The sequence below is a fragment of the Sorangium sp. So ce281 genome (assembly GCF_051527395.1).
Classification (GTDB): domain Bacteria; phylum Myxococcota_A; class Polyangia; order Polyangiales; family Polyangiaceae; genus Sorangium; species Sorangium cellulosum_B.
The window spans coordinates 12,095,281-12,119,291 of the sequence record NZ_CP150322.1; the positions used below are offsets into that span (position 1 = coordinate 12,095,281).

Here is a 24,011-nt window from a genome sequence, read left to right on the forward strand (position 1 = left end):
AGGCGGCGCCGTTCAGTCGGCGTTCGGTCGGCGTTCGGTCGGCGTTCAGTCGGCGTTCGGCGCGCTTTCGCGCGCGGCCGGCGAGGGGGGCCGCGGCCGCTTCGAGCGAGGGGTCTTGCCCAGGGCGGTCTTGCTCGCGCCGGCGGCGGCCTCGCTGTCGGCCTCCTCCGTCGCGTCCGTCGCGGACTCTTTGTCGTGGGGCGGCAGGACGGCCTTGGCGACCGACACGAGGACGAGGCTCATGACTCCGACGAACGTGAGCGAGCCGAGGACGAACGTGCCGATCACCATCAGCGTCCGCCGGAGCAGGCTCCCCTCGTTCAGCGTCCGTATCCATCGCGCCATGCCGCTACCCTGCCTTCGTCCCTGAATTCAGTCCGGAGCGCTCACTTGATGTTGAAGTCGATGTTCATCGGCTTGCCCTTGCGGTTGATGCTCACCGTGAGCCGGTCCGCCGTCCGGAGCCGCGCGTAGGCCTCGAGGGCCTTCTGCGGATCGCTCATCTCAAACCCGTTGATGCTGGACAGCCGATCTCCGTTCTCCAGCCCGAGCGTCCCTAGCAGAGAGTCCGGGCGAATCCCGAAGAGACGGATGCCCACCACCTTGTCTCCCTCCTTCTCGGGGACGATACGCGCGGAGCGCATCAGCTCGCCCTGGTTCTCCAGGATGTGGTCGACGGCGCTGCGCTCCACGTTGAACTCGTTCTCGCTCACGCGCTGGATCTTCGCGGCGAGCTCCGGCGGGATCTTCTTGCCGCCGCGGGCGGGCTTCGGCGCCGCGCTCGTCGACGTCGTCGGGGGCGCCGGCGCCGGCGCGGCGCGGGCGACGGTGCTGTTGCGGCCCACGACGGCCTGGCAACGCGAGCTGCCGGACGTCAGCCAGACCCGATCCCACCCCACGTAGTAAACGGTCTGCCCGCTGATCTCATCCCCTTGCCGGCGCAAGATCGCCTTGCCGTCCGAGCCGGCCATGGCCGCGAACGACCACGCGGGATCGTCGGCCTGCGTGATGAGCAGGACGCGGGCGCCGTCGCAGGAGGGGTCCGCGTACGGGTCCTTGTTGGGCAGCTCGTGCGGGGCGCTCGGGATCTCGACCGGCTTGCCGTCGAGCGGCCCCGTCACCGAGTCGAACGGGTTGCGCGAGAGGATCGCCGCGGCGCTCGTCGTGTGGTCCGTGCTGCTCGCGGTCGACCCGAACGACGCCGGGCGCGTCGGAGGGCTGGGCGGCGCCGGCGGCGCGTCGATCGCGACGCTCGAGAGCACGAGCTGGCCCATGCCCGACGCCTGGAAGTAGGCGGCGAGCGCGATCAGCGCGCCCAGCACCCAGGGAAAATACCGCTTCAGGATCGCGTCGATGCCCATGCGCCCATCCTCCTCTAGGCGAGTTTCATGCCAGCGGTCAACCGCCGGTGGTTTCCCTCGTCTTCACGAAATTTCGGGAGCTGTCCCGCCAAGGTGACGCGCCCCAGCCGCGTCGGACGGCCTTCGTTGCCAAAGTGACAAATGGATCTTCGCGGGGCGCCGGCGCACGGGAGCGCGCCGTGTCCGCGGGACGGCGCGCGCGGCGTCACTCCAGCTCGCCGAGCTTTCGGTAGATGGTGCGCGTGGAGATGCCGAGCAACTGCGCGGCCACGGATTTGTCCCCGCGGGCGTGGCGGAGCGTCTCGCGGATGAGCCTGCGCTCGACCTCGTCGAGGGGCGTGCCGACCGAGAAGGTGAGCGAGCTCGGCTCGGCGGGGGCGGCCTCGCGGATGAAGTCGGGCAGGTCGTCGACGGAGAGCTGGTCGCCGCGGCAGAGCACCACGGCGCGCTCGATCACGTTCTCGAGCTCGCGGACGTTGCCCGGCCACGTGTAGTCGGTCAGGCGCGCGAGCACGTCGCGCGGCGCCTCCAGGCGGGGGCGGTTGTTCTTCGTGCAGTAGACGCCGAGGAAGTGGTCGACGAGGAGCGGGATGTCCTCGCGGCGGGTCCGGAGCGGGGGCGCCGTGATCGCGATCACGTTGAGCCGGTAGAACAGGTCCTCGCGGAAGCGCCCGGCGGCGACCTCGGCGCGGAGGTCCTTGTTGGTGGCCGCGACCACGCGCACGTCGGCGCGCACCGTGTCGCCGCCGACGGGCTCGTACTCGCCCTCCTGCAGCACGCGGAGGAGCTTCACCTGCACGGCGGGCGAGAGCTCGCCGATCTCGTCGAGGAACAGCGTGCCGCCGGCCGCCTTGGCGAAGCGGCCGTCGCGCTTCGCCAGGGCGCCGGTGAACGCGCCGCGCTCGTGGCCGAAGAGCTCGGCCTCGAGGATGGTCTCCGGGATGGCCGCGCAGTTGACCGCGACGAACGGCCCCCGCGATCGCGCGCTGCGCTCGTGGATGAAGCGCGCGAGCAGCTCCTTGCCGGTGCCGCTCTCGCCGAGCACGAGCACCGTGGCGCTCGAGGGCGCCGCCTGGGTCGCGATGTCGAGCACGCGGCGGAGCGTCGGGCTCGATCCGACGATCTCGCGCTTCGTGAGCAGCTTGATCTCCTGCCGGAGCGAGCGGTTCTCGGCGACGAGCGACTGGCGCTCGGCGGCCTTGCGCACGCTCTTGATGATCGTCATCCGCTTGAGCGGCTTCTCCACGAAGTCGTAGGCGCCCTCGCGCATGGCCTGGACCGCGGTCTCGACGGTCCCGTAGGCCGTCATCATCACGACCTCGGTGTCGGGGGCGAGCTGCTTCAGCGCGCGGAGCAGCTCGAGGCCGCTGACGCCCGGCATCATCAGGTCGGTCAGGACGACCTCGACGCGGCGGCTGCGCACGATCTCCAGCGCCGCCTTCGCGCTGTCCGCCGTGATGACGCGCATGCCGTCGCGCTGGAAGATCTTCTCGATGGAGGCGACGTTCGACGGCTCGTCATCGACCACGAGGACCGTCGGCGCGCCGGGCGGCGGCGCGGCGGGGCCAGCGGGCGGCGCGCTCGGGGGGACTTGTGCCAGATCGTCAGCCATGCGCCACTGTGTCACAGGCACCAGCGGCATGTCCAGGAGAGCACGGGTCTGACAAAGTCCGATCCGGCGCCTGACAAACTGACACGCCGCCGTGGTTCCCGCGCGCCGCCCGCGAAGATCGCGGGATCGGTCAGCGGATGAGCTTCGACAGCTGCTTGAAGTCGTCCGTCCCGGCGATCTTGAGCCAGTCGAAGACGACGGTCTCCGCGGTGGTGATGGTGGCGCCTGCGGCGCGGCAGAGATCGAGGCCGGCGAGCCGGTGGTCGTCGCGGCGGGAGGCGACGCCGTCGAGCGGCACCTGGACGAGGACGCCGCGCGCGGCGAGGTCGCGCACGGTCTGGAAGACGCAGACGTGCGCCTCCACGCCGACGACGATGGCGGCGCGGGGCGCGCGCCCGGTCGACGTGCGCAGCACGCGCTCGAACTCGGGGGAGCCGCAGGCGGAGAACTCCATCTTGGGGACGACGGGCGCGCCCGCCTGGGCGAGCCGCTCGGCGATGGGCGCGATGGTCGGGCCGAGGCCCGCGGGGTACTGCTCGGTGGCGATGACCGCCGCGCCGAGCCGCCGCGCCGCCTCGATCAGCACCGTGGCCGCGCGGGTGAGCGCGTCCATCTGGGGCGCCGGCATCGCGGCGGCGAGCTTCTCTTGCACGTCGACGACGATGACCGCGCTGTCTGCGGGCTCGATCCTTTGCATGGTGGCTACCTCGTGGCCCGGAAGCTCCGGAGGAACCGGAGCAGGTCGCTCCGCAGGTCGAAGCGGAGGAGCGCCTCGCCGATCAGCGCGCCGCCGTCGCCGACGAGCACGCCGGGCAGGACGGTCATCGACGTCATGAGATCGCCGGGGCGCACGGTCTTCCGGCCGGCGAACGCGCAGCGGCGGCCGTCGTTGGCGGTGAACTCGAAGGAGTAGGGCAGGGTGCCGGTGCGCGCGACGTCGAGGCCGAGCCGCCCCGAGAGGTAGCGGTGGTCGGCGAAGCCCTCGGCGTCGATCTCGCCCTCGATCTCGACCTCGGGCTTGCGCAGGAAGGCGAGGAGGCCGCGCGAGCGCGCGCGGATCGTGAACGACATGGGCCGCTCGTCGGAGGGCGAGTCGACCAGGTGGAAGCTCCCGGCCATGGTCTCGCAGAACTCGAAGCCGCGCATCACGCCCCCGCCCATCACGCCCCCGGGGGCGCGCCGCGGGGCGGCGCCGGCAGCGGCGGGGCGGCGGTCGCCTCGGTGAAGTCCTCCGGCGGGAGCACGAGCCGCTCGACCCGGCGGCCCGAGGCGAGGGCGTCGACGATCTCCGGGACGTCGGCGGGGGTCACGCGGCCGTAGAAGTAGCCGTCCGGCTCCACGGCGATGACGGGGCCCGCCCAGCAGACGTCGAGGCAGCTCGCGGAGCAGGCGCGCGCCTCGACCTTCGCGAGGCCCCGCTCGGCGAGCGCGGCCTTGAGCTGCACGTGGATGCCCTCGGCGCCGCGCTGAGCGCAGGAGCCCTTGGGAACGCCGTCGGGGCGGCGGTTGACGCAGACGAAGAGGTAGCGCTTTCGCTGGGGCACGAGGCGGATCCTCGTGCGTCGCGGGGGCCAGGTCAAGCTGGGGAGGGGGAGGAGGGGGAGGGGGAGGCGAGGCGGGGGAGGGGAGCGAGCCGCGGAGCTGCTCTGGAGATGCAAGGGGCGCGACGAGGCCCTCGGAAGGCCATGCTCCGGCGGCAACAGCGCCGGGGAGCGCACCGGAAGGCGGTGATGCGGCTGCGGGGGAGGTTCGGACGGCTCCGGACGCGATTCGCCCGTGGCGGAGGGCGGCGGGAGCGGTTCGGAACGCGGTGTGCCGCGGGAACATCGCGTTTCTCGGCGGCAGCGCGGCGATTTGGCGGATGTGTGCGGCGCAGACCGCAGCGTATATGGTGACCGTCGCCATGGATGTCGTCTCAAACTGCGCGTTGCCGGTTGCTTCGGTCGTCTGGCAGCCACGCCCCGCCATGTGGATGCTCACCGTCGTCTGCAAAGCGACATTCCTGCTGCGCCCGGGCGAGGCTGCGCTGGCAAGAGAGCAGGAGCCGCCGCACGAGGACGATCAGTACTGGCACAACGATGCTCGCCGGAGCCTTCGTGCCGCCTGCGATCTCATCCCCGTCAAGCCCTGGGCAGACGTCGTGCTGGTCGGGCACGCGTTCGCGCCCGGTGGGGAACCCATGCGTTCGCTGATCGCCCGGCTCAGCGTGGGCGAGGTGGACAAGTCGATCGCGGTGTTCTGTGATCGCGCGTTTGGTCATGACGGCACGATCTATGAGGGGCAAAAATTCTCGAGGATGCCGCTGCTCTACGAGCGCGCCGCGGGGGGGCCAGATACGGTCAATCCTGTCGGGTTACGCCCTGGGATGCAGGACGCGCAGGGGAGGTTCATGGTTCCGAACCTCCAGCCCCCCGGCGTGAAGGTCACATCCCGTTCTGATTTCATTGCTCCGATCGGCTTTGGTCCGCTGGCGCCGACGTGGCCGTCGAGGCGCGAGAAGCTGGGCCGCAAGGGGGCACCGGGATCGCTGCGAGACTGGTACAAGCAGCCGCTTCCGGAAGACGTCGACTTCTCGTGCTTCAATCACGCGCCGCAGGACCAGCAGATCAAGGAGCTGCGCGAGGACGCGCGGATCGCGCTCGAGAACCTCCACGCAGAGCACCCGCGCCTCGTCACGAGCCTGCCCGGCGTCCGGCCGCGCGCGGTGCTCGAGCGCGCCATGGGGGCGGCGCAGCCGCTCACGTTTCGCTGCGATACGCTGCGGATCGACACGGATAGGTCCGTGTGCATGTTGACGTGGCGCGCACAGGTTCCGATCGAGCACCCGCAGGAGCGGGGGCGAGTGCTCGTCGAGCTCGCGCCGGAGGGGGCGGGCGCCGGCTGGCCCGGGGGAGCGATGGGGCGCGCACCGGTGGCGTCGCAGCCGCGGGGGGGCGAGGTCGCCGAGACGGCCGTTCCGCTGGCGCCGTCGCCCGAGGCGGAGAGCGTCGAGGGGACGATGGCTCCGGGAATTGTCCCGCCGGCCGACATGGTGCTCCCGTTTGCGCCATCAGGTCATGCGCCGCATGCGCCGAGCTTCGGGGCACCTCCGGCGCAGAGCTCGCCGCGGCCGCTATCCCAGTCCTCGTCCGGCTGGGGCGGCGCTGCGCCGCCTGCCGTGTCCGCGCCGCCGGGCTCCGTGCCGCCGGGTTCCGTGCCGCCGGGTTCCGCGCCGCCGGGTTCCGCGCCGTCGCTCAGCCAGTCGTCGCCGTCATGGGCGATGGGAGCTCAACCCGCCCCGCCGCCGCCTCCGTCCCGCCGAACGCGCACGGGCAGCGAGGATTCGGACGTCTTCTTTGCTCCGACGCCACCACCGCCACCGAGGGTCGTGGCTCCTGTGCCGGTGGACGCGATCGCTCCGGCGCGCGAGAGCAACCCATGGGCCGCCGAGCAGCGCAGCGGCCACCCGGCTCCCCCCATGACGGTAGGGCAGCTCGCAGCGCACGTGGTGAGCCCCGAGGTCAGCAAGGTCGAGCCAGCGTCGGCTGCGCGCTCAGCGCCGGCAGCGATGTCGCGCCTCGAGGTGGGCACAGCGCTGCAGTTCATCTGGTACGACCCCGAGGAGGTGCCGCGGATACGGCGGAAGCCTGCGTTTCAGCAGATCCTGCGCGGGCTCGAGGACAAGCCGCTCGATGCGGAGGTCGACGATCCGGCGATCGTCAGGGATCCGATGGCGGTCGAGGACCGGCGCGAGGTCTTCGAGGTGCTCACGCGCGGGGAGGCGGCGGAAGAGGCGGAGCTGAGCAGAGCGCTGGAGCGGGCGGTCCGCGAGGACGGGAAGTTCGTGCCGCCGCTGGCCTTGCTCGCTGGCGAGCTGCACTTCCCGTTCGACGAGCTCGAGCGGCTGAAGGCGACGATGACGACGGCGGCCACGTTCGCGGCCGGGGACGAGGTGCTGAGCGCCGCCGTCGAGGAGGCGAGGGGCTTCCTCAGCATGCCGCACCTGCTGAGCCCGTCGGCGGTGACCGAGGGGTTCACCAAGCGGATCGAGGACGCCTTCGCGCGGGTGAAGCGCTCGGTGCCGCAGGGATACCTCGGGGAGCAGGCAGAGCGGGTGCTCCTGGAGAGGCGATGCTACCAGCAGCGCGCGGTGTTCGGGGCGGTGCATCTCCGCGCGCTGCTGCAGGTGGACGGCTCGTCGAGACCCGTGCCGGCGTACCTGCCCGAGGATCTGGCGAAGAAGCTGCCGATGCAGGCGCGGTTCAGGGCAAAGCTGATCGCGACGCTCGAGCTGCAGGAGGATCAGTACGAGATGCACCCGGCGGCGCTGAGGGTGACGGCGCTGGGGAGGTTGATGGCGGCGCCGCGAGCGTGACGGGCGGGCGTGCAGCCGTAGCGATCTGGAGGCCGGTATGTCGAAGGGGGATCATGTCTTCAACAACATCGTTTCCAAGATGAACGGCGCGTTCGAGGCCGGGTTCATCGTCTATGCGCGCGACAAGCTCGCCAGCGGCTCGGCCGGCACGGCTCAGCTCGGCGCCCTCATCCATAGTAGAGCGGCGCGGGACGACTGGATGCGCCGACACATGCGGCGGACTTCGAGCCTCCTGACGGCGTTCCTCGAGGATGCGGCCCTGAGGGACTTGAGAGAATCGCTTCAGACGGCGACCTATCTCGGCGGAGACGCCAACAACGACACCTACTCGATGTACGCGCAGGAGTTCCAGGACGCCGTGGTCCGCCTGTTCGCGAAGATCGCGCGCACTCGATCCTATGCCAGCGAGGGCGACCTCACGCCCGACATCACGCGCATCCGGAGGGCGTTCTTTCATATGACACGCGCGGCGGAGGACCCTGGCGCGCTCCGGAGGTTGCTCGAGCAGACCCAGGGAAACGCGCGAGAGCGGGCGAGGGTGGAGGCGGCCGTCCAGACCGTCCGCGCGCGGCTGGAGTCGGCGTGGGGAGCCTGCGAACGCATCTTCAGGACGGCGGCCGCGGAGCTCCTGCGGCTGCCCAGGAGCTAATCGCGTCACCGCGCGGCCGGCCGCAGAGCGCTGCGTCACCTCGACAGGGAGCCGATCCGGGCTCGGCCTGCCCGCGCTGTTCCATCCACCGAGCCGCGGGCGATGATTCCCTCATGGAAATCGGGGCGGCCGCTGCATCGGTTCTCGTTGCGCACACCCGTTTTCTTGTTTCGATGGCGGCGGCGGATCGCATACCATTCGATCGCGCCGGTGAGCCTGGCACGGGGTGAGGGAGGTCCTCGCCAGCTGAACGAAGGAGAGCCCGCCGATGAGCCTCGAGGTGACCTTTGCGTGTGGCGAGGGCCCGCTCTCCGTGCGCCGTTTCTCGGTGCAGGAGGCGGTATCGAGCCTGTTCACCGTCTCGGTCCTCGCAGGATCCGAGAACCCCGCCATCGACCTGGAGGCGCTCATCGGCAGGCCGGCGCGCTTGCGCGTGATCGGCGGCGTGTCTCATGCTGGCGCAGGTGCCCGCCTCTGGACAGGCATATGCAGCTATGTCGAGCAGGTCCACGCGGTACAGCCGACCAGCGGTCAGACGGCCATATCCAGCTACCACGTGCGCATCGTTCCGGATCTCTGGCTGCTCACCCAGCGTCGCAACTATCGTATTTACCAGCACCTCACGATCCCGGACATCTCCGACAGGCTGCTCGCAGAGTGGAAGCTTTCGCCCGTCTGGCAGATCGATCGAGGCCGCTATCCCAAGCTCGAGTACAGGGTCCAGTACGGCGAGAGCGACTACGCCTTCCTGTGCCGCCTCTGGGAGGAGGCCGGGATAGCGTTCACCTTCCCCGATGACGAGGGCGCAGGCTCTCGGCTGACGCTGAGCGATCAATTGCACCAGAATCCGCTGCGCGAGGGGGCGCCGCTGACCTACGCGGACAACCCCAGCCAACCCCTCGACCAGCAGTTCGTCGCCAACGTTCAGCTCTCGCACGAGGTCCGCCCGGGGGCTTACACGATCCGCGACCATGATCTTCGCCGCCCGGCGTTTCCCCTCCTCGGCGAGGCTCAGAGCGCGCCCGCGCCCGAGGACAAGTACGAGCAGTACCACTACCAGCCGGGCGCCTTCTTGATCCACGCGGACAAGGGCGGCGGCACGCCGGCCGCGGACGACAAGGGGGCCACGCGTCACGAGCAGGCCTACGGCGCGCGGCTGGCCGAGCGGGCGCTCGGCGCCGAGCGCGTCGATCGCCGCGCGATCTCCTTCGAGACGAACACGATCGACCTCTGGCCCGGCGTCGTCTTCAGCGTCGATGGCCATCCGCACCCCGAGATCGCCGACGGTACGCGGCTGCTCGTCACCGAATTCTCGATCGACGGCACCCCTGGCGAGGAGTGGTCGATGTCGGGCCGCGCCCTCTTCACCGATGCCCCCTACCTGCCTCCGTTCCGCACCCCCAGGCCTCGCGTCGAAGGCGCGCAGTGCGCCACGGTCGTGGGCCGCGCGGGGCAGGAGATACACACCGACGAGTTCGGTCGGGTCCGCGTCCAATTTCCCTGGGACCGCGAGGGGCGTCACGACGACGCGAGCTCGTGCTGGATCCGCGTGAGCCAGGGCTGGGCCGGCACGGGCTACGGGATGATCGTCATCCCCCGCGTCGGCCAGGAGGTCCTCGTCGGCTTCCTGGAGGGGGATCCCGATCAGCCGATCGTCGTCGGGCGCGTCTTCAACGCCACCCAGCAGGTCCCTTACAAGCTCCCGGAGCACAAGACGAGGAGCACCTGGAAGAGCGACTCGTCGCAGGGCGGCGGCGGATTCAACGAGATCATGTTCGAGGACCAGAAGGGGCAGGAGCTCGTCTGGGAGCAGGCCGAGAAGAATCGCCGCCGGCTCGTCAAGAACGACGAGACGATCACCATCGGTCACGATCGCCAGCTGCTGGTGAAGAACGACGAGCACGCGCGCACGCTCGGCAACCTGAAGGTCCATGTCGGCAAGGATCAAGACATCGTCATCAAGCAGGAGAAGCGCGAGCGCGTGGAGGGCAACAGCCACCTTCGCGTCTCGGGGAAGCGCAACCAGAAGATCGACGGATCACACTCGCTGATCGTGGGCGGAGATCGCCATGAGGTGGTGGGCAAGAGCCACGCCCTCGCGGCGGCCGAGGAGATCCACGTCGCCGCCGGTACGGCGCTGGTCATCGAGGCGTCGAGGGACCTGACGCTCAAGGGCCCGGGCGGGTTCATTCGCATCGACGCGAGCGGCATCACCATCCGGGGCAACGTCGTGCGCATCAACAGCGGCGGCTCGCCCGGCAGCGGCAAGGGCGCGAGCCCCGAGGAGCCGGCCGAGGCGACGGATGCCATCACGGACGACGTGAGCCGGACGCTGATAGGGCAGTGATCGGCGCTGGATGGTCCACGATCGAACGTTCGCGAGACGAGAGGAGAGGAGGGGAGAGATGCCTCCGGCAGCACGGATCACCGACATGCACACTTGCCCGATGGTCGAGCCCGGACCGGTCCCGCACGTCGGCGGCCCGGTCCTGAGGGGGGAGGGGACCGTCCTGATCGGCTTCCAGCCCGCCGCGCGTGTCGGCGACAGCGTCAAGTGCGTCCCTGCGATCGACAGCATCTCGTCGGGCGAGCCCACGGTGCTCATCGGCCACAAGGATGCGGCGCGGATGGGGGATCCCACGTCGCACGGCGGGGTGATCGTGAAGGGGTGTCCGACGGTGCTCATCGGCTCGAGCCCTCAGGCGGAGACATTGAGGACCGACAAGCCGTTCTGCGAGGACTGCGAGCGCAAGCGCAAGGAGCGCGAGGCACGCCGCAAGCGGGGGAAACGCTGATGCCGGCGCCGCGCTGCATCGTCGAGGTCCGGTGGGGGAAGCTCGCGGGCACGAAGGTTCCCATCGACCCCGGCGATACGCTCCGGGTCGGGCGCGGGGACATGGCGCAGCTCGCGGTGCGGCACGACCCCAAGCTCTCGGCGGTGCACTTCGAGCTGGCCTGGGACGGCGCGCGCTGCGCGCTCCGGGACCTGCGGAGCGCGACGGGCACGCAGCTGAACGGCGAGCCGGTGGCCGAAGCCGAGGTGGAGCACGGGGCCTGGATCCGCGCTGGCGAAGCCGATTTCATGGTCCATTTCGAGGCGCATACGCCGCCGCCGGACGAGGAAGAAGACGCGGTCGACGAGGACGAGCGGCGCCGTCGAGCGAGGCGCCGGGGGCTCGCGGAACGAGCGCTGGAGAGGCTGCGGGACGAGTCCTCGCGTGTCCCTCTGTACGCGGTCCTCGACGCCGCCCGTGACGACCGGATCCTGGAGCTCTTGCGAGAGTCGGTGGAGCGCCACCAGTCGCTCTACGAGGGGACTCCCGGCGAGCCTCTGGAGGACGTTGCGCCGTACCTGGCCGGCCCCATGGATTCGAGCTCGACGCTGCTGTCGCGGCTGGTGCTCGAGGGCTGGGGGAGGCGCTGGGGGATCTACTGCACGAGCCGAGCGCCCTTTCGCGAGGTCCGACGGCACTTCCGCCGGTTCCTGATGGTGGAGCTGGAGACGTCGGGCGAGCGCGTGTACTTCAGGTTTTACGATCCCGGCGTGATGGGCGTCTTCGCGCCCACGTGCACGCCGCGGCAGATCGAGGAGATGCTGGGCGAGAGCGAGCGCATCCTCTACGAGGTCCCCGATCACGGCCTCGCGAGCATCGACGCCGAGCTCGCGACGGCCAAGCGGTCCGCCAGGGCGGCGGAGACGGCGGACGCGCCGCCCGAGGGATGACCAGATGCCCACCCTCAAGCTGACCCTCTCTTCCCGAGAAGACTCGCTGGTCGTGCATCGGTTTGCGGTCCACGAGGCCGTCTCGATGCCGTTCTCGATCTCGGTCTGGGCCCGCTCGCCGGATCCAGCCGTGGACCTCGGGGGCATCGTCGGCCGTCCGGGGACCTTCCACGCCGACGCCGGCTACGGCTTCGCGCACCGGCCGGGCGGCCGCACGTGGAGCGGCCTGGTAAGCCGCGCCGAGCAGGTCCACGCCGTCAAGACCGCGGCCGGCCAGCTGAACGTCTCCACGTACCATTTCCGCCTGGTCCCGGCCCTCTGGCAGCTCACGCAGCGGCGCAACCAGCGCATTTACCAGCACCTTTCCATTCCCGACATCATCGACCGCCTCCTCGGCGAGTGGCGTATCCAAGCGGTGTGGAGGATCGATCGCGGGCGCTATCCGAAGCTTGAAACCAAGGTTCAGTACGCCGAGACCGATTACCTGTTCCTGAGCCGCCTGCTCGAGGAAGCGGGGATCGCCTTCACGTTCGCGGACGACGAGGGGCATGCCGCCGCGCCGATCTTCAGCGACCGCCTGGAGGCGAACCCACCCCGGTCGGCGCCCCCGATCCTCTATCTTGGCGACGTGAGCGAGGGCGCCGGACGGGAGTTCGTCACTGGCGTGCGTCTCGGCCGCGAGGTCCGTCCTGGTGCCGTGAGCGTACGAGACCATGATTTCCGGCGTCCGATGTTCTCGCTGGCGGCGAGCGCCAGGACGGCCTCTGCTGAAGATCGCTACGAGCAATACCGGTACCGGCCCGGCGCGTTTCTCGTGGAGACCGGCAAGCCGGCTGGCAGCCCGGTCGCCGACGACCAGGGGTTCGCCCGCCATGACGCCGGAGTTGGAGACGAGCTCGTACAGCGCGAGCTCCACGGCGAGCGCGTGGGCGTCCACGGTATCGGCTATGAAACGAACGCCTTCGACATCATCCCCGGCGTCGTCTTCTCGGTCGACGGCCACCCGCATCCCGAGCTGCCCGCGGCCCGCCGGCTCCTCGTCGTCGAGAGCGCTTTCGAGGGCACACCTGACGGCGAGTGGACGCTCTCCGGCCAGGCGGTCTTCGCCGATTCACCGTATCGCCCGCCGCGGCGCGCTCCGAAGCCGGTCGTCCATGGCTTCCAGAGCGCCGTGGTCGTGGGGCCGCGTGGCCAGGAGATCCACACGGACGAGTTCGGCCGCGTCCGCGTGCAGCTCGCGTGGGACCGCGAAGGGCAGAAGGACGAGCACAGCTCCTGCTGGATGCGCGTGCATCAAGGGTGGGGCGGCGCCGGCTGGGGCATGATCGCGCTTCCGCGCGTTGGACAGGAGATCCTCGTCACGTTCCTTCAGGGCGACCCCGATCAGCCCGTCGTCATCGGCCGCACCTACAACGCGGTCCAGAGCGCCCCGTACGCGCTGCCCGAGCACCGCACCCGGAGCACATGGAAGAGCGACTCCTCGCCGGGAGCGGGAGGGTTCAACGAGGTGATGCTCGAGGACCTGAAGGGCAAGGAGCTCGTCTGGCAGCAGGCGCAGAGAGACCGGAAGCGGCTGGTCAAGAACGACGAGCAGGGCACGGTGGGTCATGACCGGCAGAAGCTCGTCAAGAACGATGAGTCCGAGCGGGTCGACGGCCACGCCAAGCGAGCGGTGAGCAAGGACGTGGATGCCGTCACGGGGGGCGACAGGCGGGAGCGGATCGAGGGGAGCTGCCACCTGGAAGTGCGCGCGAGCTACCGGGAGGAGGTTCGAGGAACGCAGTCGTGCACCGTTGAGCAAGGTCAACAGGAGCGCGTTGGCGGCCGCCATGCGCTGCGCGCGGCGAAGAAGATCCACGTCGTCGGTGAGGACTTCGTGGGTGAAGGCGCGGACGACGTGACGATCCGCGGGCCGGGCGGGTTCATCCGGCTGGATACGGCGGGGGTCACCATCAAGGGGACGCTCGTCAAGATCAACGTGAGCGGCTCACCCGGGAAGGGTGGGGGAGCGCACCCGGGGGCGCCGGAGGAGCCGGTGGGGGTGGACTCCGATGAACCTTAGAGCGACAAACGGGTTGAAACCCCGAGAAAAAGCGGGAGTTTCACAGGGAGGCGAGGAGGCGGGGAGCGAGAGACGGCGAGAAGAAGAATTTTTTTCTCTCTCTCTTCCTCCCCGCCTCCTCGCCTCCCTGTGAAAATTCTCCGGGTTTCAACATGATTGGTGTCCTAGGACCAGTCTCCTCCGTCTCGAGGGATCAGACCACCCGACCTGGATTGGGATGCCAGCCATGAAGATCAGCTCGCAGCAGGTAGCGATGATGCGTGAGGCGATGCTTCGGCAATTCCTGTCCAGGATGATCGAGGATCTCGCGCGCGATGGGTGCTTCATCGACGAGGAGAACGCGCGGATCCGAACGGAAGAAGCCATGTCGTTCGGGCTCGTCGACGAGGAGTCCGTGCGAATGTACGTCGATTGCTGCCTGAGGCTGGAGCGCCGCGGGTTCGATGTCGTCAAGCTGCAGAGGGTGGCAGGCGCCGCTGATCTCGATCGTGATCACAAGCTGATCGCTCTGAGGATGCTGGTCGATCGAATCGAGGGCCGTAGCAAAAAAGGTGAACCCTATGTGTAACAGCGACGGCGTGAACGAGCCGACCAGCGCGTGCAGAGAGTGTCCGTGCGCAGGGAGCTACACTTCACACATCGAGGGCCTCGGGGCGATCCCGTCGTACTCCGGGGAGATCCCCTCTCCGTTCGGGGTCGTCTGGGCGGCTCCTTCGGACGTGGAGGAAATATTCGTCATCACCAATACAAGGCTCAGGAGCTGGGTTCGTGAGGCGTCGGCGTACAACGGAGTTCCTCACGAGCTCGCCGCCGTCATCTTGCAGCAGGAGAACGGCCCGAACGCGACGGGTGTCCAGAAGGTGCTCCAGTTCGGGGAGCGCTCGCTGACCACCTTCTCGGCGATCGTCGACGAGGTGCTGTTCGACGTCGTCCCCGATAAAGTGGCTGGGAGCTCGTCGGGGATCGCCAACCTCTCCAGAGCAACGCTGCGGGACGCGGTCAGGTATATAGAGACCACCTACTGCCGCCCGATCATCCCCGAATCTGCGAGGAGGCGACTGCTGGGCTGGAATCAGGACTCGAGGATCGCCGGAGATGATGTCAAGGCCGACTTGTACTACATGACGGGTCATCTGCGGCAGCTCATCGACAGGGTTACTGGGAGGCTGTGTCATCGAGGTGCCTTGACGCCACAGGAGGTGGAGGCGGTCGCGGCTGCGTACAACGGATCCGGCCCGCTGGCCCAGAAGTACGGACAGGACGCGATGAAACGCTTCGAGAACGCATCCACGGGTATTGAGCCGCTCTACTTCTACGAGAGGTAGCGCCGGCCGTCCTCCATGGCGTTTCTCATACTCCCGGGGTGAGCTCTTTGAGGTAGCGCCGCTCGATGACGGTAAACACCGTGTCCGAGCCGGGGTGGACCCGCACCACGATGCGCCACGCGTCGTAACACGGGCCAGGACCGTACTTGCACCGAAACGACGAGGAAGAGATGATCGCCTCTGGGCGCCCATCGTCGTCGACGTCCTCGAAGTCCAGGCTCGCGTAGTCGGCGCCAAAGCTGTCGCCGATCTTGACGGATTCGTCGGAGCATCGGACGGGGGTGAACGCGGTGAAGCGCTGCGCCGCGCCCAGCCGCTCCTCGACGAAGCAGATGTCGTCCGCGGCATACGGGCTGGCCGCCATCCCCTCGAGCGCGCCGATCCCTTTCAGGAGGACAAGCACGGTCGCGGCGAGGACGAGCGGCAGCGCTAGGTAGACGAGCTTGCGTGACATCTGATTGATTCAGAGATGGTCATGGGCTTGCCGGGGATCACGTGGCGTGTGCTCACGTCTCAGGCGAACGACCTCGGGGAAGACCCACGCCGTGCTCATGCGGCGCGAGACGGCGCTCGAGCCGATACTCCCCCTTGGCGAGCGCACCGATCATGCAGCCTGCCACGCTACGGTCTTTCCGGACTCGTCGCAACGGTCCGAATGGCTCGTCCGAGGCAGCCGTTTTCGTTGTGTTCACCTGAGCTCTCGCCGCGACCTGCCGGCCTGCGCGGCTCATCGAGCTCATCCGCTCACGTCGATGGGTCGCGCTCGGTGGGGCTGCCTCGAGGCCCACCTCTCGGCCTCCGACGTCGGCGCAAGCTGGGCCGTCTCGGTCCTCAGGTCGCGGCGGCGCCCTGCGCGTGCTGCGCGCGCTGTCGGCGGCGCGCCAGGGTCACGATCCCGATCGGCGCCACGACGAGCGCCACCGCCAGACCGAATGCCGCCACCGCGAGCCCCGCGAGGCTCGCGAGCGCGAGCCAGAGCACGTCGAGCGGCGCCGGGCTGGAACCGGGCGAAGAGCGCTCGTCGACGCGCATCTCCCTGCGCAGCTCGCCGACCTCTCGATCGAGCAGCGCCTCGAACGGCCGGCCGTACAGGCTCTCGCTGCGGCGGCCGCGGAAGAACGCGCGGACCGTCCGGCGCGGGGCCGAGAGCAGCCCCGCGAAGAGGCCGCCCAGGTTGAGCTGCCAGGCCGCCACGAAGCCCTTGCAGCCGGCGCCGAGCTCCCAGGCCGAGATCTCGAACTCGCCGATCGCGTTCGTGTCGTAGCCCGTCAGCACGTGGTGCAGGTCGTGGTAACGCACGGCGCGCACGCGCGCCTTGGTGTTCGGGAACGGGACGGGGAGCGGACCGAGCTTGAAGTCGACCCACGCGTCGCCGTACCCGCCATCCGCGCCGAAGCGGTTCACCTCGAAGTAGAGCGCCCGCGCCTCCCGCATCGTGAGGCCTTCGTCGTAATGCACCAGAGCCATGGCACCACCCTCGTTCGATGACTTAAGTCACTGACCATGGTCATTCTTCGCGCTCGTTCTGTCAAGGAGGTTGCCGCTGGAGATCGCCGCTTGACGAGGAGGCATCCGCGGCAACAGAGTGCCCAGTCGATGAGCAGGGTCAGTAAAGGCGCGACGAAACGCCGGAGGCGAGCCGCCGCGCCGGCGGCGCCGGTCGCCCCGGCGCGGGCTGCGTCGGCGCCGATCGCGCCGGCGCCCGAGCGCGGCGGGCGCGCCCAGCAGAAGCTCGATACCCGGCGGCGGATCCGGGACGCCGCGTGGGCGCTCTTCACCGAGCTCGGGTACGACGGCACGACGACCAAGGCGGTGGCCGAGCGCGCGGAGGTCGCGACGGGGACGGTGTTCGTGCACGCGCGCGACAAGCCCGACCTGCTCATGATGGTGATGCACGACCGGCTCGCGGCCGCGGTCGACGCGGCGTTCGAGGCGCTGCCGCGCAAAGAGCCCCTGCTCGCTCAGCTGCTCCACGTGTTCCAGCGGCTGTTCGCGATGTACGGCGAGCAGCCGCTCGTGTCGCAGGCGTTCGTGAAGGCGTTCCCCGGCGCGTCGGGCCCGAACGGAGAGCGGCTGAACGCGCTCACGTTCGCGTTCCTGCACCGCATCGCGGGCCTCGTGCGCGACGCGCAGGCGCGCGGCGAGGTCGCGGGCGACATCGACCCGCTCGCCGCGGCGCACAACATCTTCGCCCTCTACTTCGCGGCGCTCCTGTCCTGGCTCAGCGGCTTCGTGACGCTCGGCGCGGCGCTGGATCCCGTGCTGAAGAGCTCCCTCGCCCTCCAGCTCCGAGGGCTCCGGGCGTGAGGCGCCGGCGCTCCAACGTCAGCGCGCGCCGTACCGGGGGTCGCCGGCGCGGAGCGCGGCGAGCACCTCGGCGTGGACGCGCGGGTCGCCGGCGGCCACGACGTCACCGGCGCTCGCGGCGTCGAGCGGGCGCCCTTCCCAGTCCGTCATGACCCCGCCGGCGCCGGTGATCACCGGGACGAGCGCCGCGAAATCGTGGAGCTTGAGGCCGTACTCGACGACCACATCGATGCTGCCGCTCGCCACGAGGCCATACTGGTAACAATCGCCGCCGTAGCTCACGAGCTTGGCCTGGGACGCGACCTCCCCGAAGGCGCGGGTCTTCGCCGGGGGGAAGTACTGCGGGCCCGTGGTGGAGAGGCGCGCGAGCGAAAGCCCCGCGCACGCGCGGACGCGCGCCGGCTCGCCGTTCCAGAGCGTCGGCCGGCCCAGCACGCCGAGCCAGCGATCGCCGAGGACGGGCTGGTCGATGACGCCGAGCACCGGCCGGCCCCGGTGCAGCAGCGCGATGAGCGTGCCGAAGAGCGGCTTGCCCGTGATGAACGCCTTCGTCCCGTCGATGGGATCGAGCACCCACACGAGCTCCGCCCCCTCGTCCTGGCGGCCGAACTCCTCTCCCACGATCCCGTGGCCCGGGGCGCGCGCGGCGAGGAGCTCGCGTATCGCCGCCTCGGCCTCGCGGTCGGCGACCGTGACAGGGCTCGCGTCCGCCTTGTCGTCGGCCTCGATGCCCTTGCGAAAATAGCGCCGGATCACGGCGCCGCTGGCGTCCGCGAGCCGCTCTGCCAGCTCGACCAGGTCCTGGGAAGGGGTCATCGTCTCCTCCGTGGGCCCTCGAGGCGAGCCTCACGGCGCGATCCCCTACGCGCGCCGCCCGCTCACGGCAACCACCTCGCCTCGCAGCGCCCCGGAGCGAGCTCCGCATCGGGCCGCATCAGGCCGCGTCGCCCGCGCGGGCGCCCGGCGACAGGCTCGCTCGGAGATACGCGCCCAGCGTGTCCGTGCCCCGCGCGCCCTCCGGGTGGAAGTCGGCCAGCACCGGCCCGTTGTGGGGCATGTCCCCCAGCACGTCGAGCGTCACGTCGACGCCCGCCTCGCGGGCGCGCCGCGCGAGCTCCTGGCCCTCGTCGTGGAGGCGCTCGGCGCCGCCGACCTGGATGAACAGCGAGGCGAGCCCGTCGAGGCGCGCGTGGAGCGGCGACAGCCGGGGATCGTCCAGCGGGGTCGCGCCCGCGAAATCGCGCGCCTGGCGCAGGAGACCCTCCCGGGTGCCGTAATCGGTCGCGTCGTTCGCGCGCGCCGAGGCGCTGCTCGCGGTGAGGTCGAGCCAGGGGGAGATGAGGGCGGCGCAGCGCGCCTGCGCGCCGCGGTCGCGCAGCGCGAGCTGCGTGACGAGCGCGAGGTTGCCGCCGGCGGAGTCGCCGACGAGCGCGATCTCCCCCGGCGCATGGCCGCGCTCGACCAGCGCGTCGACGGCGGCGAGCGCGTCCTCGAGCTGCGCGGGGTAGCGGTGCTCCGGCGCGAGCCGGTAGTCGATGCCCACGACGCGGGCGCCGCTCGCCAGCGCGAGCCGCGCCATGAGGTCCGCGTGCGTCCTCGTGGAGCCGTACAGGTACGAGCCGCCGTGGAGGTAGAGGACGACGCCGCGCGACGCCGCGCCCGGAGGCTCGAACCAGGCCGCGGGCACGCCCTTCAGCGTGTCGTCCGTGCGCTTCACGCGCCGGACGGCCTTCTGGGAGTACGGGCGCGCGTCGAGCTCGGCCCTGATTTCGGGGTAGGGCCGATCAAACAGCTCGATGAAATCGCGGCGGAGAAAGCGGACCACCCACTCGAAGCCGAAGCTCCAGCTCGGGCGCGCGGGCCCCCGGCGGGCGCGTTCGGTCGTGGTCTCCACGAACGCGAGGCCGAACATCTTCAGCAGGCGAAGCTTCATGCCGGCCATCCTAGCGGACGCCTCCCGCGATCGCGGCGGCCTGTGCCCGCGCCGGTCCGAGCGCCGCGCCGTCGCCCCTCTCGGCGAGGTGCGCCGCGGCGCGCGTCAGCGCTTCTTCCGCGGATCGCCCCGGAGGATGGGATACGCCATCAGCAGGCTCAGCCAGACCACCAGGAACTTCGGGTCGGTCAGCGTCTCGAACGGGATCTCGAAGCGCTCGCTCGCGGCCGCGGCCTCCACCTTGCGCTGCTGCGCCTGCGCCACCGCGGGGCTCACGACCTCGATCCGCCTCCCGCCGCTCACGGCGCCCGTGCCGCCGGCCGCGGGCATCTTCGGCAGCAGGGTCCCCTCGGCGATCGCCTTCTCCTCGGCCGTCCGCTCCATCCTGAGATCCGGGTCGATGAGCACCGCCGCCGGCTCGAGCCCCTCGGGGCGCTCGGCGCCGCCCGGCTCCGCTGTCGCGACCCGCGCGTCCTCTTTCTCCGGTCGATCCACCGGGACGAAGCGCGGCGCGACCTCGCGCGGCTTCCGATCGCGGAGCTCGACGGTCACCCGGGTCGGGATGTACAGGCGCTGCGCCTCCTCGATCGGGACCACGGTGTCCTTGGCGGAGGCCGGCGGCCCGCCCGCGAGCTCGGGCACCTTCGCGCGCGCCGCGTCGATCGCCGCCTGCTCCGCGGCGATCGCGGCCTTGCAGCTCGGAAGGGACGGATCGAAGTCGAGGCCGACGGCGCTGGCGCCCCCCTTCCTCCGCTCCCGGGGCGGCGTGCACTCCTCGTGGATGCGCTCCGCGACCTCGTCGTCCTCCCGGTGCAGGAGCGCGAGCGGGATCTCCTTGCGATCGTCGATGCCGTTCGCGACCTCCGGCCGGGCCACGAAGCGGTACCGCACGCGGAGCGCGAGGGTGCGGTGCCCCGCGGCGTCGACGACGGTCACGGCCTCCTTGGCGAAGCTGTCCGTGGTCGCGCCCTGGACCTCGCGCCGGCTCACCATCACCCGGGACCTCCGCAGCCCCGTGAACACCGAACGCGTCTGCGTCCGCACGCGCTCGAGGATCTTGAAATCGCTCGTCCCGGTCGGGACGTAGACATAGCCGTCGAACTGGAGCACGGCGGGTGGACGCTTCACGTCCCGATCGGCCGTCTTGCCCCGATCGCCGCACCCCGCGAGCGCCAGCACCCCGGCCAGCACGCCGGTTGCCGGGAGAACACGGAGTACTGCACGGAGAAGTGCTACCACAACAGATCTCCACGACGGCGAGGGTACAACGCCGGTGAATCTAGCTCCGGCGACCTGATGAAGAAACCCTTACCCACCGGAAAAGCCGGGCAAGGATGCGGGGATCGCGCACAGCGACCCGAACGTGACGACCCGGCGCGCAGATCCCGACCTCGACGCAGACGTCGGCCCGCGGCCTGGTGAGCCCCTCACCGGGGCCGGGGGCGTCGCGGCGGCGGGGCCGCGAGCTGGCCGCGGAGCGCGCTCGGAGCGAGGCGGCACACCGCGGCGCGTCTTGGGACGCACCGCGGCGCGCCGGGGGGATTGCCCTTTCGAAAATCGGATCCATTTGGTCGCCGACATGAACACGGAAAGCCCGAACCCCGAAACCAGCGGTTCCACGCCCTCTGCCGAGCCTTCGGGTGCGGCCCCGGGCCCGGAGACGCCCGCGTCGACCCCGTCCGAGGAGGCCAAGGCCGCCGGCGCGGTCGAGCTCCCCTTCCAGGCCGAGGTGCAGCAGGTCCTCGCGCTGGTCATCAACTCGCTCTACGCAAACCAGGAGGTCTTCCTCCGCGAGCTCATCTCGAACGCGTCGGACGCGCTCGACAAGGCCCGCTTCCTGGCCCTCACGCGCGAGGGCGCCGCTGAACAAGCCGGCGAGCCCGCGATCCTCATCACGCTCGACGACGCCGCCCACACCCTCACCATCGAGGACAACGGCATCGGGATGACCCGGGACGAGGTGGTGCAGAACCTCGGCACCATCGCCCGCTCAGGGTCGCTGGAGTTCCTGAAGGCCAACGCCGAGGCCGCAAAGCAGAAGAAGGACGGCGGCAAGCTCCAGCTCATCGGCCAGTTCGGCGTCGGCTTCTACGCCGCGTTCATGGTCGCCTCGCGCGTCGACGTGCAGACCCGCTCGATGCTGCCGGGCGCGGAGCCCGTCCTGTGGCGCTCGTCCGGCGCGGGCTCCTTCACCGTGGCCCCCGGCGATCGCGAGCACCCGGGCACGAAGATCGTCCTCCACCTCAAGGAGGACGCGCGCGAGTACACGAAGGTGTGGCGGGTCAAGGAGATCATCCGCAAGTACTCGGATTTCGTTCATTTCCCCATCAAGGTGAACGACGAGGTCGCAAACCGCTCGGCCGCGCTCTGGACGCTGCCCAAGTCGCAGATCACCGAGGAGCAGCACGCGGAGTTCTTCCGGCACGTGACCGGCGGCCACGAGGGGGAGAAGCCGCTGCTCACCGTGCACCTGTCGATCGACGCGCCCGTGCAGTTCCACGCCCTGCTCTACGTGCCCGAGAAGGCGCCGGCGGACATGTTCCACAAGGACCGCAGGGGCGTGCGCCTCTACGCGAAGCGGGTCCTCATCGTCGAGGACTGCGACAAGCTGACGCCGATGTACCTGCGCTTCCTGCGCGGCGTCGTCGACTCCGAGGACCTCTCGCTGAACGTCTCTCGCGAGATGCTCCAGGAGAACCGCACGCTCTCCCAGATCGAGCAGCAGATCGTCAAGCAGGTGCTCAAGTCGCTCAAGGACCTCTCCGAGTCGGAGCCCGAGCGCTACGCGGCCTTCTGGAAGGAGTTCGGCCGGGTCATCAAGGAGGGGGTCACCAACGACTGGAAGAACAAGGACGCGATCGCCGAGCTCTGCCGGTTCGAGTCGATGAACACGGAGGCCGGCAAGGTCATCTCGCTCCGCGACTACGTGGCGAAGATGCCGGAGGCGCAGAAGGAGATCTATTACGTGACGGGGCTCGGCCGCCACGCGGTCGAGCAGAGCCCGCACCTCGAGGCGTTCCGGAAGCGCGGCTACGACGTGCTGTTCCTCGTGGATCCGGTCGACGAGTGGTTCGTGCAGTCGCTGAACGAGTTCGACAAGCGCCGCCTCAAGAGCGTGATGCACGGCGATGTCGACCTCGGCGCCGAGCCGGAGAAGAAGGACGAGCCGGAGGCGTCGGTGGACGCGGCCGTGGCGGCGGTCAAGGCGGCGCTGGGCGACCGGGTGAAGGACGTGCGCGTCTCGCGGCGCCTGACCGACAGCGCGAGCTGCCTCGTCGCCGCCGAGGGGGACCCAGGGGCGAACTTCGAGCGGATCATGAAGCTCATCGACCAGAATACCGGGGAATCCAAGCGGATCCTGGAGATCAACCCGGGCCACCCGGTGGTGAAGAACCTCAACATCCTGGCGGGGCGAGAGCCCGGCTCGGAGCGGGTGAAGCAGTGGTCCGAGCTCCTCCTCGACCAGGCCCTCCTCGTCGAGGGCGTGGTGCAGGAGCCGGCGAAGCTCGTCCGGCGCATCCAGGACCTGCTCGCGCAGGTGAGCTCCGCGGCTGTCAGTCAAAGCTGAGCAGCGGGTGACCGCCGCTCGGCGTGGTGGAGTTTCTTGGCCGGCGCCGGGCGGCGGTGATAGGCGCGGGACGAGGTCGCCAGGATGTCCCGAACCGCAACGCCGGCGCTCGGCCGCCGGGCCTTCCTTCGTGCGCTCGGAGCGGCGGGCGGCGCCCTGGCCGCGCCGGGGCTCTGGGCGCCGGCGCCGGCGCTCGCCAGGGCGGCCTCCAGGGTGAAGGCCGTCGAGGCGTCGGACATCGGCGTGACGCTGAAGATCGAGCTGTCGAACGCGCCGTTTCCCTGCGACGGGGCTCCCTACCAGGACGCCACGGCGATGGTCTTCGTGCCGGCCCATTACCGCGCGCCGGAGAGCGATGCGCTCGACCTCGTGATCCACTTCCACGGCCACGTCACGACCGCGGAGCGGGCCATCGCGGCGCACAAGCTCCGCGAGCAGCTCCACGAGAGCAAGCAGAACGCGGTGCTCGTGGTGCCGCAGTGCGCGGTGAACGCGGCGGAGTCGCCCCCGGGCAAGCTGGGGCAAAAGGGTGGCCTCCGGCGGCTGTGCGGCGAGCTCGCGTCGGTGCTCGCGAGCCCCTCGGCGCGGCGGGCGCTCGGCGATCGCGCCATCCCGCGGCAGGCGAGGCTCGGGACGCTCTGCCTGTCGGCGCACTCGGGCGGATACCGCGTCGCGGCCGCGTGCCTGCGCCACGGCGGCTGCGAGGTGAACGAGGTGTACCTGTTCGACGCGCTGTACGGCGAGGTCGACGCGTTCCGCGACTGGGTGCTCGAGCGGAAGGGCCGAACGGGGCGGGAAAGGCACAAGCTCATCAGCCACTTCGTCGCGGGCGACGTGCGGCGGCTCAACCTCGAGCTCGCGCGCGCGCTCGAGGCGCAGGGCGTCGCCTGCCTGCACGAGCGCCGCCCGGGCGAGCTCACGCGCAAGCAGCTCCTGGACGGCCGCGCCATCTTCATCCAGGTCCCGCTCGCGCACAGCGCGGTGACCTTCGAGCAGAACGCGTTCCGCGACTGCCTGTTCGCGTCGGGGCTCCGCCGGCAGCTCCGATCCAGCTGGTTCAAGAAGAAGGACGAGCCGCGCCGGATCGACGTGCGGCGCGGGTCCTGACGGCGTCCC

22 protein-coding genes are annotated in these 24,011 nt (G+C 70.2%); 11 read left to right on the plus strand and 11 right to left on the minus strand.

Features of this window, described 5'->3' with window-relative positions; translation table 11 throughout:
- Positions 1-45 precede the first annotated feature (45 nt).
- The 6 genes from WMF27_RS46380 to WMF27_RS46405 form a co-directional block, all read right to left on the minus strand.
- A complete protein-coding gene (locus tag WMF27_RS46380; protein WP_437762464.1) occupies positions 46-345 on the minus strand; it encodes a hypothetical protein in 300 nt (99 codons plus the stop codon).
- Positions 346-386: 41 nt separating this feature from the next.
- Positions 387-1,361, minus strand: a complete 975-nt coding sequence (gene gspC / locus WMF27_RS46385; RefSeq protein ID WP_437762463.1) for a type II secretion system protein GspC — start codon at positions 1,359-1,361, stop codon at positions 387-389.
- Positions 1,362-1,566: 205 nt separating this feature from the next.
- The gene (locus WMF27_RS46390; protein WP_437762462.1) at positions 1,567-2,973 is read right to left on the minus strand and encodes a sigma-54-dependent transcriptional regulator; all 1,407 of its coding nucleotides are present in this window, start codon (positions 2,971-2,973) and stop codon (positions 1,567-1,569) included.
- Between the two features lie 130 nt (positions 2,974-3,103).
- Positions 3,104-3,670: an isochorismatase family protein gene (locus tag WMF27_RS46395; protein ID WP_437762461.1), complete on the minus strand. Its 567-nt coding sequence runs from the start codon at positions 3,668-3,670 to the stop codon at positions 3,104-3,106.
- Between the two features lie 5 nt (positions 3,671-3,675).
- Positions 3,676-4,134 carry a hypothetical protein gene (locus WMF27_RS46400; RefSeq protein ID WP_437762460.1) on the minus strand — a complete coding sequence of 153 codons (459 nt, stop codon included), beginning with the start codon at positions 4,132-4,134 and terminating at the stop codon, positions 3,676-3,678.
- Complete coding sequence (locus WMF27_RS46405; protein WP_437762459.1) at positions 4,134-4,517, minus strand: (2Fe-2S) ferredoxin domain-containing protein; 384 nt, start codon at positions 4,515-4,517, stop codon at positions 4,134-4,136. Before WMF27_RS46405 ends, WMF27_RS46400 begins: the two co-directional genes overlap by 1 nt.
- A 359-nt stretch (positions 4,518-4,876) precedes the next feature.
- Between WMF27_RS46405 and WMF27_RS46410 the strand changes: the two genes are divergently transcribed.
- From WMF27_RS46410 to WMF27_RS46445, 8 genes are all read left to right on the plus strand, one after another.
- The gene (locus WMF27_RS46410; protein ID WP_437762458.1) at positions 4,877-7,327 is read left to right on the plus strand and encodes a DUF2169 domain-containing protein; all 2,451 of its coding nucleotides are present in this window, start codon (positions 4,877-4,879) and stop codon (positions 7,325-7,327) included.
- Between the two features lie 37 nt (positions 7,328-7,364).
- On the plus strand, positions 7,365-7,976 hold the full coding sequence (locus WMF27_RS46415; RefSeq protein ID WP_437762457.1) for a hypothetical protein: 612 nt from the start codon (positions 7,365-7,367) through the stop codon (positions 7,974-7,976).
- 268 nt (positions 7,977-8,244) lie between these two features.
- Complete coding sequence (locus WMF27_RS46420; RefSeq protein ID WP_437762456.1) at positions 8,245-10,323, plus strand: type VI secretion system Vgr family protein; 2,079 nt, start codon at positions 8,245-8,247, stop codon at positions 10,321-10,323.
- A gap of 58 nt (positions 10,324-10,381) precedes the next feature.
- A complete protein-coding gene (locus WMF27_RS46425) occupies positions 10,382-10,771 on the plus strand; it encodes a PAAR domain-containing protein (RefSeq protein WP_437762455.1) in 390 nt (129 codons plus the stop codon).
- Positions 10,771-11,700: a DUF4123 domain-containing protein gene (locus WMF27_RS46430; protein WP_437762454.1), complete on the plus strand. Its 930-nt coding sequence runs from the start codon at positions 10,771-10,773 to the stop codon at positions 11,698-11,700. The genes WMF27_RS46425 and WMF27_RS46430 overlap by 1 nt, the downstream gene beginning before the upstream one ends.
- 4 nt (positions 11,701-11,704) lie before the next feature.
- Complete coding sequence (locus WMF27_RS46435; RefSeq protein ID WP_437762453.1) at positions 11,705-13,762, plus strand: type VI secretion system Vgr family protein; 2,058 nt, start codon at positions 11,705-11,707, stop codon at positions 13,760-13,762.
- A 226-nt stretch (positions 13,763-13,988) separates the two neighbouring features.
- The gene (locus WMF27_RS46440; RefSeq protein ID WP_437762452.1) at positions 13,989-14,330 is read left to right on the plus strand and encodes a hypothetical protein; all 342 of its coding nucleotides are present in this window, start codon (positions 13,989-13,991) and stop codon (positions 14,328-14,330) included.
- 10 nt (positions 14,331-14,340) lie between these two features.
- Positions 14,341-15,087: a hypothetical protein gene (locus WMF27_RS46445; RefSeq protein ID WP_437943690.1), complete on the plus strand. Its 747-nt coding sequence runs from the start codon at positions 14,341-14,343 to the stop codon at positions 15,085-15,087.
- A 25-nt stretch (positions 15,088-15,112) separates the two neighbouring features.
- Here WMF27_RS46445 and WMF27_RS46450 read toward each other — a convergent pair whose 3' ends face one another.
- Positions 15,113-15,541: a hypothetical protein gene (locus WMF27_RS46450; RefSeq protein WP_437762450.1), complete on the minus strand. Its 429-nt coding sequence runs from the start codon at positions 15,539-15,541 to the stop codon at positions 15,113-15,115.
- A 377-nt stretch (positions 15,542-15,918) separates the two neighbouring features.
- Positions 15,919-16,554 (minus strand): hypothetical protein, encoded by a 636-nt coding sequence (locus WMF27_RS46455; RefSeq protein WP_437762449.1) that lies wholly within the window; start codon positions 16,552-16,554, stop codon positions 15,919-15,921.
- A gap of 129 nt (positions 16,555-16,683) precedes the next feature.
- On the opposite strand from WMF27_RS46455, the gene WMF27_RS46460 reads away from it, so the two are divergent.
- A complete protein-coding gene (locus tag WMF27_RS46460; RefSeq protein WP_437762448.1) occupies positions 16,684-17,394 on the plus strand; it encodes a TetR/AcrR family transcriptional regulator in 711 nt (236 codons plus the stop codon).
- An 18-nt stretch (positions 17,395-17,412) separates the two neighbouring features.
- Here WMF27_RS46460 and hisN read toward each other — a convergent pair whose 3' ends face one another.
- The 3 genes from hisN to WMF27_RS46475 form a co-directional block, all read right to left on the minus strand.
- On the minus strand, positions 17,413-18,210 hold the full coding sequence (hisN, locus tag WMF27_RS46465) for a histidinol-phosphatase (protein ID WP_437762447.1): 798 nt from the start codon (positions 18,208-18,210) through the stop codon (positions 17,413-17,415).
- Between the two features lie 118 nt (positions 18,211-18,328).
- Positions 18,329-19,327, minus strand: a complete 999-nt coding sequence (locus WMF27_RS46470; protein ID WP_437762446.1) for an alpha/beta hydrolase — start codon at positions 19,325-19,327, stop codon at positions 18,329-18,331.
- 105 nt (positions 19,328-19,432) lie between these two features.
- Complete coding sequence (locus WMF27_RS46475) at positions 19,433-20,518, minus strand: hypothetical protein (protein WP_437762445.1); 1,086 nt, start codon at positions 20,516-20,518, stop codon at positions 19,433-19,435.
- Positions 20,519-20,906: 388 nt separating this feature from the next.
- Here WMF27_RS46475 and htpG point away from each other — a divergent pair, with 388 nt between their 5' ends.
- Positions 20,907-22,895, plus strand: coding sequence for a molecular chaperone HtpG (htpG, locus tag WMF27_RS46480; protein WP_437762444.1), 1,989 nt, complete (start codon positions 20,907-20,909; stop codon positions 22,893-22,895).
- A gap of 84 nt (positions 22,896-22,979) precedes the next feature.
- Complete coding sequence (locus WMF27_RS46485; RefSeq protein WP_437762443.1) at positions 22,980-24,002, plus strand: hypothetical protein; 1,023 nt, start codon at positions 22,980-22,982, stop codon at positions 24,000-24,002.
- Positions 24,003-24,011 lie beyond the last annotated feature (9 nt).